This window comes from Paenibacillus sp. FSL R5-0378 (genome assembly GCF_038009285.1).
Classification (GTDB): Bacteria; Bacillota; Bacilli; order Paenibacillales; family Paenibacillaceae; genus Paenibacillus_AQ; species Paenibacillus_AQ favisporus.
The window spans coordinates 7,089,725-7,103,324 of the sequence record NZ_JBBPAY010000001.1 but is presented as its reverse complement, the minus strand read 5'-3'; the positions used below and the strand labels follow the sequence as shown (position 1 = coordinate 7,103,324).

The window sequence follows — 13,600 nt, the reverse complement described above, 5'->3', positions numbered from 1 at the left end:
AAACCGAAATGCTAGATCCTCTTACGAGTTGGGTTCGACAGCTGCTGCAGAATAAATACTTGGAAAACTATATTCGTTCTTTGACTAATGAAGAGGCTCGGAATAAAGTGAAATATTATTTTTCGGACCTGGTTCATGAACAAACACAAATTCCAGTATCTATACCTTACTTACCAACTCTTAAATTACAGATGTATAAGTTGATAGATCCATTGAACCATATGAGTAGTTCTAATGCACCCATTGAAAGGGTGCATTTCTTTTTACCTAAATTAGAGGGAATATAGGAGCAATTGTCGAAAAATGGATATATACATAACCGGAAGGATGAGTAATGAATGGCTAGGACATACAAAGCAGAAGGCAGGCAGATTGCATACGTTTTGAGAGGTTTATTTATTATCGGTGGACTCGCGCTTTATTTTAGTATTCCAGGATTACATTGGGGTTTCTTCTTTGGCATTATTCTTATTGCTGTTCTAGCAGCAGAAATTCTTGGTGCGATGTGGACACGGAAGAGACGTACGAATAAAAAGCAATACTCTGCTAAACCAAATCAAAAGAAAAGCTCAACCGCAACAAGACGTGCCAGCAACTCAGTGAGATCAGACGAGATTATCCTTACAAGCCTACTAGACGATTTAACTGGAGCTGAATTCGAAAGATTACTTGCTCTTTATTTCCGGGATCAAGGTTATACCGTTAAGGAGGTCGGTGTGGGAGGAAGCGACGGTGGAGTGGATTTAGTCATTATTGACCGTCGCGGTGAAAAGACCGCAGTGCAGGCCAAATGTTATGCGGACCATAACCTGGTTCCCGTCACGACCATACGCGAACTAGTTGCAGCAAAAAGAAATCATGATTGTATTTTGTCCTTGCTTGTCACCACCTCCGACCTGACTCCTCCTGCGAAGAAGGAAGCGGAACAGTTTAAAGTGGATTATTGGCATGGCGGTCTTATAGAGCATAAGCTCAGAGCTTGGGGAAAGTGGCAGCCTAGTAAAAAACGAAGCCCAATTGAAAAAAATGTAGCCACGGCTAAATCCGAAATAGCTAAGACAAAAAGAAAGGTAGCGGCAACCAGCAGTATAACATGCAAATGTGGTGCCCCAATGGTTAGAAGAAAAGGAAAACAAGGTACGGAAATTTGGGGTTGTAGTAACTTCCCGAAGTGCCGAAATACCAAAGCAATATAAACAAAACAGTATTGCAGGATCAGAAACTACATAACTTATTCAGTCAGTAAATTTTATACCATCACGAAGCTATTCGCTCTAAGGAGGCACTATGATCAAAACTCTCAGAAGCTGGTGGAAAGATTCCGAAATCTCGAATCTGATCGGACGTAAAAAGGTCGATTCTTCTATTTTTGAATATGGTACGCAAATTCCTGTTGAATTTCATGTTGATTTTAGTGAAGCTAACCAGGGCAAAGCTCCGGCATTAGGCACAAGTCAAAAGATTGTATTAATCTATAAAAATCAAACGTTCGAGGCTAGGCTGCAAAATGTGGATCAAAAATCAGCAGATCGTGAAGCCCTTCAAATCCGTTATGATTCTAATAAAGAACTCAAGCAGTTCATGATCTCTCAGTTCCAAGCTACATACCAGTATATTACAGCCAAGAAAGCGGAGAACAGTGGGAAGAAGAATATAGTTGTTCCTGATGCTCAAGCCGAATATATCGAGTTCTATGCCACCAGAACACCGTTCGAATATCGAATTGAGCTAATCACCCAACAAGGGTCACCTAATGTCTGGTGGGTAAATCAAGGTAACACGATCAATGCAGGAAAAACCGAAGGTGTCATATGGGCCCCTTTGAAAAATTCCAATGGTAACCCCGTCCACCATTGGGAAACCATGAGAGAAGTAAAGAGGGGAGATATTATTCTCCATTATGCCAATAAGCATTTAAGATACGTTAGCCGAGTTATAGACCCAGCCCAAATTGCTCCAAGACCTAGCAGTTTTGCCAACTCGAATTGGGAAGAAGAGGGACGGTTGGTTAGAACGGATTATTTTGAAGTTTCGCCAGCTATTCCATTAGAGCTATTCAATCAACAATTAATGAAACTGAATATTACTCAAGGCCCTTTAAATTCTATAGGTGGAGTGAACCAAGGTTATTTGTACCGGTTTACGATTCCTGGACTTCAGCTCATTCAACACTTGTCTAAAGACGTCAATTGGCCTGCTTTTACTCAATTTGAAGTCGCGAACCCTGTTATAGAGGAGACAATTACTTTGCCTGAAATCAAGGATGAAAATGTCAGAAAGACGGTTTATCAAGTAAAAGCTTATATAAAACAAAACGGATTCCACTACACCGACCCTCTCATCGAAAACTTCTACCTCTCCCTAAAAACCAAACCTTTCGTCATCCTGGCAGGTATTTCGGGAACAGGTAAAACTAAACTCGTAAAGCTTTTCGCAGAGAGTGTAGGAGCTACAGGGGAAAACGGTCAATTTACGCTGATTCCGGTACGTCCGGATTGGAACGATCCTACGGATCTCATTGGTTATCAGGATTTATCCGGCCGCTTTAAGCCAGGCAGGTTAACGGAAGTTATGGTCACCGCTTCGCTGCCTGAGAACCGGAATAGGCCGTATTTTATATGTCTAGATGAAATGAATTTGGCTCGGGTGGAGCATTATTTCAGCGACCTCCTTAGCTTGCTGGAGAGTCAGCGTTGGATGGATGGCCAAATCGTAACCGAACCGCTTATTCCGTATGCCTCTCTGGATCGGGTTGAAGATCAAGAGCTCTATGGGGACCTTGGCATTCCTGAAAATGTCTATCTCATTGGCACGGTGAACATGGATGAGACGACCTACCCGTTCAGCAAAAAGGTGCTCGATCGAGCCAATACCTTGGAATTTAATCATATCGACTTAACTCAATTGCCATGGTCAGAAGGCGATGAAGAACAGGAAATCGTGGAAATCGGGCCTGTTTCTCAACGTTTTTTTCGTGCCGATTATTTGAATCTAGTGAACGTTGGTGCCGAAAATAAAGAATTGGTAAAGCGTACAACCAACAAGCTGGTCGCGATAAACCAAATACTTGAAGAAATTCATGCCCAGGTTGGGTTTAGAATCCGGGATACGATCAGCTTCTATAGCATTTATGCGGAGCGTTTTGGGTTGCTGACGGAGGATGAAGCTTTTGATTTGCAGCTGCTTCAGAAGATTCTACCTCGTATCCAAGGCAGTCATACGTCTGTAAAAAGAGTGCTCCTAAAACTTCTAAAAGTTTGTTTGGAAGGGGAATCACTTCAGGTCAACGATTTACTGGATGACGCATCCACCTTGTACTCCAGATGGGATGCCGGCAAAGAAGCCCCAGCCGCGAAATATCCCCAAAGTGCACGGAAGCTGGCGTTTATGCTGAGGAGGTTAGAGGAAGATGGATTTACATCCTTCTGGCTCTCCTAACGCTGATATCGAGTTGTTATGCGTGGAGACTAATCTTTTTACGCTGTATCTAAAAGGTCGTCCAACTCATCCTACGGTCGAAACGCTAGTGTTGCATAGGGATGGGGAAGGGCAATGGATCAATGCCCTACTTAAGGTTTCAAGTCCAGCTTCTCAATTGCAAATTGAGGAAGTGAAGATTTTTTCCCATTTAGATGGGGGATTAGTGGACTGGCATGAGGGCATGCCGGCTTTTCCTTGTTTTTATGAGACTCGAAACTATGAGCTCATTGTGGAAAAGAAGCAGCAACCGCTTGACCTGACTTTTTACCATGACAACATTAGCTTGCGGGAGAGCGTTAAACCCGTAGGGAAAATGGTTCTATCCGGCATCTTGAACTTTAAAAATGAAGTCGGCTACACGGAGCTTGAATTCCGCTTAGCGGGAAAAACGATGTTTCGGCTTGAACTTGAAATATTCCCCGTTAAGCTGGATTACAAGCAAGACTATATGACGCTGCTGCACGAAGTGAACAGCCAGATTTATAACCTTTCGTTTGATTTTATGAGAAGGACTTATCAGTTAACCGGGTTAAGAGAGACGCAGAGTCAAAGCTTGACGGAGTATTATACGATTCTGCAATTTGTGTTTGAGCGTTTGCTGGAAGCTATAAGACGAATTACGTTGCAGCCGCATCATCGTTTAGTGACCGACCGTCAGGTAAAACCTGCTGAGAAGGTTCGGAAGGCAGGGAAGGAGAACATCTCTTTTTTGAACAAGAGGGCAGGCAGGCTTCTTGAAGATCCCACGCATGGATATGTCCGGATTGAGAATCGGCTTTATAAGGCGACGCATTTGATCGAATCCAAGAAGCAAGTTTCCTACGATACGAATGAAAATCGGTTCGTAAAGTGGATGCTGGAACGGGTCAAAGGAAACCTATCAAAGCTAAAACGTCGTTTGCAAGAACCGCAAGGGATGCAGCAGCGGAAAGAAGATGTTTTGCTATTACGTCGCTTAGATCAAATGGCGAGCCAAGTGGAACAGGTGCTGCATGCGAGCTTTTTGCGTGAGGTGGGGAAGCTACAACATTTCACGGTCAGTTTGGTTATGCAAATGGCACCAGGGTATAGGGATGTGTACCGCTATTATTTGATGCTGCTGAAGGGTTTGTCCATTCAAACTGATTTGCTTCGCCTCTCGATGAAAGACGTGGCGCAGCTTTATGAATATTGGTGTTTTCTTAAGCTCAATGAAATTCTCGGTAGAAAGTACAAGCTCAAAAGCCAGGATATCGTAGCGGTAAATCGGAACGGTATATATGTAACTTTAGACAAGAAACCAACAGCCAAGATGGAATATGTGAATCCTAAGACGGGTGAAGTGTTCACTCTCTACTACAATTTAAGTTTCGGAAAAAGCCAAACCCCAACACTCTCACAGCGCCCCGACAATGTGCTGACTTTAAGTAAAAAAGATGCCGGGCGGGAAAAGGTGTATCAATATATTTTTGACGCTAAGTATCGTTTGAATCCGGCTTATGAAGGTGATGCTTATTTCAATGCTTATCGTGCACCCGGACCAGTGGAAGAGGACATCAATACGATGCATCGTTACCGGGATGCGATAGTCAGCCTGGATGCTTCGTCTCAGGAATATGAAAGGAATATGTTTGGGGCTTATGTTTTGTTCCCTTATCATGATGAGGAACGCTTCAAGGAGCACCGTTTCTATAAAAGCATTGAGCTGATGAACGTGGGGGCGTTCCCTTTTTTGCCGGGATCGACGAGGCTGGTAGAGCAGTTCTTGGACGAGATTATTTTAGACAGTCCGGAGAAAGCGTATGAACGATCTACGAAGCCACGGGGAACCCAGGAATATTTTGCGAATAAATTAAGTGGAAAAAATGTCTTGGTCGGCTCCCTACGAGACGTCTCCCAGTTGCAGGTTATGCTGGATCATAACATCTACCACATGCCGCTCAGGAACCTGTCCGACGCGAAAATTTTGACGCAGCTGGAGTACATCGCAATGTGCCAGTCCCGGAAGAATTTCGATCATACAGGCCATACGGGAATTCACTATTATGGCAAAATCAAAGACTGGCAGGTCGTCCGTCGTGGGGAGATCAAGGAACGTCCGGCTCGGCCGGGTAAAGAAAATGAGCTGTACGTCAGATTCACCTTAGAGTCCTGGGGGAAGCTTGAGCAGCCTATTCAATTAGGCGGGATAGGGATTTATACGGTTCTGTATACGTCGAAATATATGCTGGACCGGGCCCGTGAACTTGCTGAATTAAAGCTGGAGACGGAAGAGCAGCTGCAGGAATGGCGGGAGAAACGGCGGGCCGGGAAGGTGGAGGTTAAACTAGATCATCCGTATGTGGACTTGGCGAAGCAGGTGAAGGTTGATTTATTGGAGGAAATCGATGTGAAGAATGAATAATTAAGTAATCGCACACGGGGAATTCGCAGATCGATCATGTGGTGATCACCCCGCTAGGTTTATTTATCATCGAGGCAAAGAACTACACAGGGGAAATTAGGGGACGCGCAAGGCTAAGTCATTGACTGTAAGCAACAGTTTTAAAATGTACAATCCTATTATGCAAAATTACGGCTATATTCAAGCGATTAATAGTTACCTCCCCGACTACCAAGGCAGTCGCTCTATCTCGCTCGTTGCGTTTACGATGCGTTGCCGGTTCAGCGTGGATCCAGAATTCAGAAAAATCCACTTGCACGAACAGAATATGTATGATGTTGAACATATCCAGCTTAAAATGAATGAATCATATGTATTGATTAAAAAAGAGAGTTCTTTAAAATACTAGAAATTTTTCTTTGGTAACTAGCGTTCATTGTAACTTACCCATACAAGCATTAAATGATTCGGCTTTCGCTTACCGCTGGAAATTAGGCTGTAATACGAATGTCAAAAACTCGTTGGATAGAGGGAGTTATGTGAATTGGAGTTATCTGCAATGATCGTAAGATTATGGAGGAGGATTTTACATGGGATTAAAAGTCAGTATTAATCGTGATTATTTCAATATTATGGCCGATAATGCGGTCCAATTAATCAAGGAATTGCCTGAGCCTTTGCCTTGGGTGGAGCCATCGATTAATATGCTGTATTTGAACGCTGCTTCTTCGTTAGTAATGGGTAATTTCTACGGTTCAATAATATGTTCTAGCACTTTATTAGAGCATACCTTAAGGCTTGCAGTTCTCAATCCTGATAGTAATGGTCTAAAAAGACAACTTTCTAAGTCAAAGTTGGATAAGTATCAATCTATTTCGGCTTTATTGAAAGCACCGAATATCTCTAATATTATACCTAATCAAGATGATATTGACTGGTGGGAGAACGTAGCTAGTAAGCTAAGAAACAAATCTGCACACTACTTGATCCCAACTTTACTGAAGTTATTTACGGGCAAAGACTATGCCCCGGAAAATTATGTGCTTACAAATGATGATGGTACGCCTCAACACGATTTATTACACGATTGGGGCTCTTTCTTTCACAAAACAGACTATCACATTGCTATTAGATTCTTTAAAGAATCAACAGATCAATTGCAAAAAATAATTAATAATACTCAATGGGAGTCAGATCTTAGTTGGTGGGAATCACAAGCTGATCATTACAATATGTTTTTTGAATACCAGTGGACAATAGATAACATGAAAAATAGCTTGAACATTATGTATAAAGATTTATTTCAAAGAAGTGAAAAGAAGAGTGAAGATTGTTCAGAAGAGGAAGGTCACATCAGATAACAAAATTTTCAAGGTGCGGCTCCTCGTGGAGCCTTGGTCTTCCAGATGCATTCCGAAGGAGTTTCAGCAGACACATCTGACTTCGTCGGACGTCGTGAATACGAAAACATTATATGACAGAATCTAAATTGCAGATCTACCACACATAGATGTAATCGTGTTTAACAATCTATTAAATATAAAATATAAGCAAGATATGGAAAATTAACTGAAACTTAAGATGAAAAAAGTTTATTAAGGAGATTTCATGATTAGATTCGAAGAAATCGGGGATGAAATTATATTTCGATATACGCCAAGGGATGGGTTGTATTGGATAACAAAAAAATTTGACGATAATGAAAAGATAGCTATAGGCAAAACCTTTTATTTTGAAAAGAATGATCTATACAAGGAGATCAGCTGGGAGGAGTTGGCCCTAGAAGAGGCCCAATTTTCTTTTGCAAAGTTAGAAGGCGACTATTTTAGAGTCAAGAAAACTGCAATTGGGATAGAGAAAGAGTTATTGATCCATAAAAGCATAAAATTCCAATTAAATATATTTAAGACATGGAACAATATATCTATTTTCAGAAGGGTTTTTGATGTGATAGAAGGAGATTTATCTATTGGACCAAAAGAATCCGATTTACCTATAGAAGAATTTAATAAACTATTAAAAATATTTCCCAACTCTACTGAAATACAGAAATATTCGAATGCAAGGATTAGTCATATATTGAAGGAATATGTAAATATAAAACAAGATTTTGTATCAGAATATAATTCTTACATGTCTAAAAAGTCAGTTGCTAAAAGTATTAAGTCCAGCTTAAGTGCTTCATTTGCTGAGTACGAGATAAAGAAGTACCAGATAGTACTGAATCGACTTAAAGATATGCTGAAAAATGAAAAAGGCTACTCTGAATCAGATTGGCAAATCGAAATTATTGACGTATTAATATTGATGTACCCTAAATATATCACAGCATTTAAAGAAGTAACCGTCTACGACGATTACGATTTGAAAGAAAGAAGATTAGATTATATGTTAGTTGACTCAAATGGAAATGTTGATGTGGTTGAAATAAAAAAACCTAATTCCAATGCGTTAATTTCGACAAGAACATATAGAGATAATTACATCCCCGTTAGAGAACTCTCAGGCACTATCATGCAAGTAGAAAAGTATTTGTTTCATTTAAACAAGTCGGGTAGACAAGGTGAAGTAAAGTTAACAAATAAATATAAGGATTTGCTTCCCGATGGTTTCATGATTAACATAACAAATCCTAATGCTATCTTAATTCTTGGAAGAGAGAAAGATCTTGATATTGAACAACTACGAGATTTAGAAGTTATTAAGAGAAAGTATAAAAATGTGATGGATATTGTTACATATGATGATCTTATTAGAAGGTTAGAAAGAATTATCGAAAAATTTCAAAGTCAATTGCCGAAAGAAGATTCTAAAAGTGACTCCGCCGTATAACATAATATTCAAGCAGCGACTCCTCGAGGAGCTTGGTTTGCTGGATGGATTGAAGGAGGCATTTTCATTAGACGCATCCGGCTTCGTCTAACGTCGTGAATCCTGGGAACGTTATACGATGAAATTAGGAATAAAAGAAAAGAGGTTTAAATGACCCTCTAAATGCTAGAATTTTGTAATTCGCAAAAGGGTTGTAAAGCATCTTTGAGGATCTGTATGTAAATATTTCTTTCTAGAATGGACTGTAGAGAAATTTGAATGTCTTCGTAATTTCGTAAATCGGAAGATTTAAAAATCTTAAGAATAAGCTTAATGAGGGGAGCAGAACTATGTATTTAAAGTACCTGCAAATAGTTAATTACAAAAATTTAAAAGCAGCAAGATTTATTTTTTCACAAGGAGCAAATACGATTATTGGAGAGAATGATTCTGGGAAATCTAATGCGGTAACAGCATTAAGACTACTATTAGACGATTCGTATTACTATAATAGTAAACGAATGAAGGAAAGCGACTTTGCTTATGATCTAGGGGAATGGCGGGGACATTGGATCATAATTTCTGCTGTATTCGTAGATATAACATCCATTGATAAGCAGACGGAGGTATGTGCTGAGATTGTACCTGAAGATGAAAATCGAGTTTTCCTTAACTCATATATCAATAGTGGTACTGGCGATATTGGAACGGTTACACTTTTTATCCGTCCACAAAAATTTGTACGAAAGAAATTATATGAAGCTCAAACAAAAGAAGAATTTGAAGAGATACTCAATGAAGTCAAGCTATCCGATTACGAATTTTATTATACTTCGCGATCCCAGACAGATTTTACTGACCCAACAGTATACAAAACGATTGTCGGTGATTTTGAAACAGGCTCTTATTGTAATCCCGATGACGATGACACGGCTATTTTGGGAAGTAAGTTGAATATTACTGATGTTCAGGATCATATTTCTGTTATGTTTGTGGATGCCTTGAGGGATGTCGCAAATGAAATGCGTAAACCAAGGAATCCCATCAGAAGAATTGTAGAGGCTATTGAGGCCCAGATCGATCCGGCTGACATTGAAAGAATAAAAGAAAAAATTAGTGAATTAAACCTTTCAATTTCAGAGGTAAAGGAAATTGGCGAAATAGGCACACAAATTAATTCTAAACTTATGGATATGATCGGAATGGTATATTCCCCTGAAATTGCATTAGAATCACAATTAAATGATGAAATAAATGCTTTATCACGGTATTTGTCTATAAAGCCTTCTAATCAAAACGATATGGATTTGTTGGGACTTGGGCATCTAAATATGATTTATATGGCTCTTAAATTAGTTGAGTTCAAATTCAACCGTACACGTGAACTTATTAACATCATGATTATCGAGGAGCCTGAGGCACATATTCATACTCATATTCAAAAGACTCTCTTCGACAACTTGAAGTTGACTAAAGATTATACTCAAGTGATAATGACCACACATTCAACCCATCTTTCGGAAGCTTCTGAAATCAGTAAAATTAACTTAATTAAGACCAAGGGAGTCGTGTCTTGTGTAATGCAGCCGATTGAAAATTTAGATCAATTTGGAGAAAGTAAATTACTATTAAAAGATATGAAATTGTCCGAATGTATTGAAAGATACTTAGATGCTAAACGTTCGGTACTACTGTTCTCAAAAGGAGTTCTGCTTGTTGAAGGTGACGGAGAAGAAATCCTAATACCTAATTTGGTCAAGAAGGGACTAGGTATCTCCTTAGATGAACTTGGAATTGGATTAATTAATGTCGGAAGCACCGCATTTGAGTACATTGCATCTTTATTTGATAACAAAAGAATTCAGCGTTATTGCTCCATTATTACGGATAGAGATATTCAGGCGGTTGCTGAAGATAGTTCACATTACAGTGTAAATGCCCAGAAGAAGGGAGAGGCTAGGAGGATAAAGCTTGATGGTTTGTTTTCCGAAAATCCATGGGTATCGACTTTTTATGCTACTAATACTTTTGAGGTTGAATTCGCGAAGCATTCGAGTAATCAATATTTTATTAAAGACATAATAGAATCCCATTATACGCAAGAAGCGGCTATTAAACGACATAAAGAGGCATTAAAAGCAGGTGGTACAGACGGTGCCAATACTGTTTTAACATTAGCAAATTCTATTGGAAAGGGATGGTATGCCACTCTACTCTCCAGTAAGGTAGATGAATCAGTAGTGATTCCAGAGTATATACTTAATGCAATTGCATATGCGTGTCAGGAGATTGTTACAGCAGAGATTAAATTGAAAATGGTAAGGTATTCAATGACCTTTTATCCTAATAGTAATTCAGCAGCACAAGATATTCTTTCTACTTTAACGAATGTTCTTAATGAAAAGGAAAAGGAGGAGGTCATAGAGAGGTATTGCACGACGTTCCCCATTGATACACCTGCAATATTTATACGAAAAATAAATGAAGCTTTCTGGTGGTGACAAGATATGGATAATAAGCACTTATGGTTCTTGAATGACTTAAACCCCAAACAGAAGGAAATTTGTATAAGTGATAAAAATTTGATATTAACAGCCTGCCCAGGTAGTGGTAAGACAAGAACACTTACATATCGGCTAGCGTTCCTTTCAACTATCTATTCAGCATCAAATAAATTAAATATTGCAATTACATATACTAATCGTGCATCAGAAGAAATAAAGAGCAGACTATTAAGCTTAGACATTGACCTGAGGAATGTATGGGGAGGAACCATACATCAGTTCTGCTTAGAATTTATCATTAGACCATACTCAATGTATTCGAAGCGGCTAAGCCGCGGGTACCGGATCATTGATGAGTTTGTACAGAATAGATATGTGAACGAGATAAGCAAAAAACTACAAATACGTCTAGGTTTTAATGAGAACCCGTTTGCATATCCTGCAGTTGTTGAAGAATATAACAAAAGATTGGAGGAGAGCAAAGAAATTGATTTCAATATGATATTACAATTGTCGCATGATCTGTTGAGTCAGAATGATTTTATTTGTAAAAATATAGCCAGTTTATTGCGGACTGTACATGTTGATGAGTATCAGGACACCAATGAGCTCCAATATCAAATATTGGGCAGTATATTTCGCGAGAATAATACGATACGTTACTTTTTCATTGGTGATACTAATCAAGCTATATATGGCGGTATTGGAGGAATAGCCAAAAATAAGAAGGAATTAGACAGTTTATTTGGAACGGATTTTGAGGTGGATCGACTAGACGGATGCTATCGTTCGACCCAAAGAGTTATTAATTTCTATTCAAAGTTCCAAATTGATTCATCAATTATTTCATCAGAGTCAGAACTTAGGGATATGACGGGTGTAATAACATATGATAGACTCACGAACAAAAATAATATCTCCAATAAAATTGCTGCTATTATCCAGGAACAATTAGAGTCTGGGGTTCCCGAAAATGAAATATGTGTGGTCGCACCTCGGTGGTGGTTACTCTACCCCATTAGTAAGACATTGCGTGAGCTATTACCAGATGTTAGTTTTGATGCACCGGACGTGACACCTATCAAATATGATCCTATGAACGTTTTTTATCTAATCTCACAAATTAAGTTCTCCGAGTCTGGAAGATATAGCAGCTTACGAAAAAGAATTGCTGGCGAAATCATCTCGATCTTATTGAATGATTATAAATTAGCACTGCCTGACTACGTAGATTGTTACTTTGTTTTAAAATGTATTAATAGTGCTAAAATATGTGATGAAAACGGAATAGAAACGTTTACTAATACAGTTGAGACCTTGATGTCGCTTTGTAAGATTGATATGGAGCAAGAAATATATTTGAAAAGAGCATACATTGATTTTTTGAATAAAGTTAATGAAAGAATTGATAATTATGATTTATCAATTGATATGGAGTCGTTTAATAAGTGTTTCCGAGAGAAAAAAGGAGTAGTGATAAACTCATATCATGGAGTAAAGGGTGAGGAGTATACAACGGTTATTGCATTTGGGTTGTTAAACGGATATATTCCTTACTGGAATCTTGTATATGGTGATTATAACAAAAGAGTTATTGAAACTTCTAAACTCCTATATGTTGTATGCTCTCGAGCAAAGAAAAATTTATATTTGATTTCTGAGCAGGGCCGAACTACACAAAAAGGGGAGCCGCTCACGCCGACTGAGGAGTTAGTAGCAGGGTGTGAGGATTTTGCTTTGAATTAATCATGTGAGGAAGTAAATATAATTGAAATATCCAATGAAAAAGTACTTATAACATCATATAACATTGTATTCACGCTTCGGGCGCTCGATGAGATTGACTGGAATCAGGCGGACACATCTATGGGATCAGCTCTCAACCACTATTAATTTCAACAAAACAGCCTAAGTTCGGTTGAATACTGAACTTAGGCTGTTTGAACTGCTATTTTAAAGCCGGCACTTTAACGAAGGCGAGTTCAACTCCGATCAGCCTTTTTTACTATTACCGTCCATTCGCTGAAAAATCTCAATCAGTATATTTCTGACCATCTCTATATCCTTTGGATCACGTTCTCTCAGCATTGAGACAACTTCTTTCAAAGTCGATTCCTCGGGTAGTTCTTCCTGTTCCTTCAAATATGTAAAAAGCTCGTAAACTCCAACGTCTAAGGCACTGGCAATCTTCCCTAGATTCCTCATGGAAATATTGCGTTCTGCTCGTTCAATAAATCCTATGTAGCTTATATTGAAGCCAGCCTTCTCTGCCAATGCTTCTTGAGACAATCCCCTTAATTTACGAAGATCCTTTATTCGTGCTCCGACTAATTTTAGAATATCTGACATCGTTACACCTCTCTTTAATAGAAGTGTAGGGAAAGTTTTGACTCGCAATAATATATAAATAGTAAGTTATTTGAAATAATTACTACTATATAGT

General features: G+C 39.0%; 9 protein-coding genes. 8 read left to right on the top strand and 1 reads right to left on the bottom strand.

Annotation, left to right across the window (positions count from 1 at the left end; all coding sequences use genetic code 11):
* Positions 1-338: 338 nt before the first annotated feature.
* The 8 genes from MKY74_RS32745 to MKY74_RS32715 all read left to right on the top strand — a co-directional run bounded on the left by MKY74_RS32745 (position 339) and on the right by MKY74_RS32715 (position 12,903).
* The gene (locus MKY74_RS32745; protein ID WP_076176611.1) at positions 339-1,196 is read left to right on the top strand and encodes a restriction endonuclease; all 858 of its coding nucleotides are present in this window, start codon (positions 339-341) and stop codon (positions 1,194-1,196) included.
* A gap of 91 nt (positions 1,197-1,287) precedes the next feature.
* The gene (locus MKY74_RS32740; RefSeq protein WP_076176612.1) at positions 1,288-3,438 is read left to right on the top strand and encodes an McrB family protein; all 2,151 of its coding nucleotides are present in this window, start codon (positions 1,288-1,290) and stop codon (positions 3,436-3,438) included.
* Complete coding sequence (locus tag MKY74_RS32735; RefSeq protein WP_076176613.1) at positions 3,410-5,863, top strand: restriction endonuclease-like protein; 2,454 nt, start codon at positions 3,410-3,412, stop codon at positions 5,861-5,863. Before MKY74_RS32740 ends, MKY74_RS32735 begins: the two co-directional genes overlap by 29 nt.
* 38 nt (positions 5,864-5,901) lie before the next feature.
* Positions 5,902-5,988, top strand: coding sequence for a nuclease-related domain-containing protein (locus MKY74_RS35750; protein WP_445671809.1), 87 nt, complete (start codon positions 5,902-5,904; stop codon positions 5,986-5,988).
* Between the two features lie 444 nt (positions 5,989-6,432).
* Positions 6,433-7,203 carry a hypothetical protein gene (locus MKY74_RS32730; RefSeq protein ID WP_076176614.1) on the top strand — a complete coding sequence of 257 codons (771 nt, stop codon included), beginning with the start codon at positions 6,433-6,435 and terminating at the stop codon, positions 7,201-7,203.
* Positions 7,204-7,450: 247 nt separating this feature from the next.
* The gene (locus MKY74_RS32725) at positions 7,451-8,674 is read left to right on the top strand and encodes a Shedu immune nuclease family protein (RefSeq protein WP_076176615.1); all 1,224 of its coding nucleotides are present in this window, start codon (positions 7,451-7,453) and stop codon (positions 8,672-8,674) included.
* Between the two features lie 329 nt (positions 8,675-9,003).
* Complete coding sequence (locus MKY74_RS32720; RefSeq protein WP_076176616.1) at positions 9,004-11,154, top strand: ATP-dependent nuclease; 2,151 nt, start codon at positions 9,004-9,006, stop codon at positions 11,152-11,154.
* A 6-nt stretch (positions 11,155-11,160) separates the two neighbouring features.
* On the top strand, positions 11,161-12,903 hold the full coding sequence (locus MKY74_RS32715) for a UvrD-helicase domain-containing protein (protein ID WP_076176617.1): 1,743 nt from the start codon (positions 11,161-11,163) through the stop codon (positions 12,901-12,903).
* 246 nt (positions 12,904-13,149) lie between these two features.
* Here MKY74_RS32715 and MKY74_RS32710 read toward each other — a convergent pair whose 3' ends face one another.
* Positions 13,150-13,506 (bottom strand): helix-turn-helix domain-containing protein, encoded by a 357-nt coding sequence (locus MKY74_RS32710; protein WP_076176618.1) that lies wholly within the window; start codon positions 13,504-13,506, stop codon positions 13,150-13,152.
* Positions 13,507-13,600: the final 94 nt, after the last annotated feature.

What these genes read in the sequence shown, in the direction of transcription:
- MKY74_RS32745 (WP_076176611.1), top strand. Translation starts at nt 339, where the DNA reads ATGGCTAGGACATACAAAGCAGAAGGCAGGCAGATTGCATACGTTTTG.
- MKY74_RS32740 (WP_076176612.1), top strand. Translation starts at nt 1,288, where the DNA reads ATGATCAAAACTCTCAGAAGCTGGTGGAAAGATTCCGAAATCTCGAAT.
- MKY74_RS32735 (WP_076176613.1), top strand. Translation starts at nt 3,410, where the DNA reads ATGGATTTACATCCTTCTGGCTCTCCTAACGCTGATATCGAGTTGTTA.
- MKY74_RS32730 (WP_076176614.1), top strand. Translation starts at nt 6,433, where the DNA reads ATGGGATTAAAAGTCAGTATTAATCGTGATTATTTCAATATTATGGCC.
- MKY74_RS32725 (WP_076176615.1), top strand. Translation starts at nt 7,451, where the DNA reads ATGATTAGATTCGAAGAAATCGGGGATGAAATTATATTTCGATATACG.
- MKY74_RS32720 (WP_076176616.1), top strand. Translation starts at nt 9,004, where the DNA reads ATGTATTTAAAGTACCTGCAAATAGTTAATTACAAAAATTTAAAAGCA.
- MKY74_RS32715 (WP_076176617.1), top strand. Translation starts at nt 11,161, where the DNA reads ATGGATAATAAGCACTTATGGTTCTTGAATGACTTAAACCCCAAACAG.
- MKY74_RS32710 (WP_076176618.1), bottom strand. Translation starts at nt 13,506, where the DNA reads ATGTCAGATATTCTAAAATTAGTCGGAGCACGAATAAAGGATCTTCGT.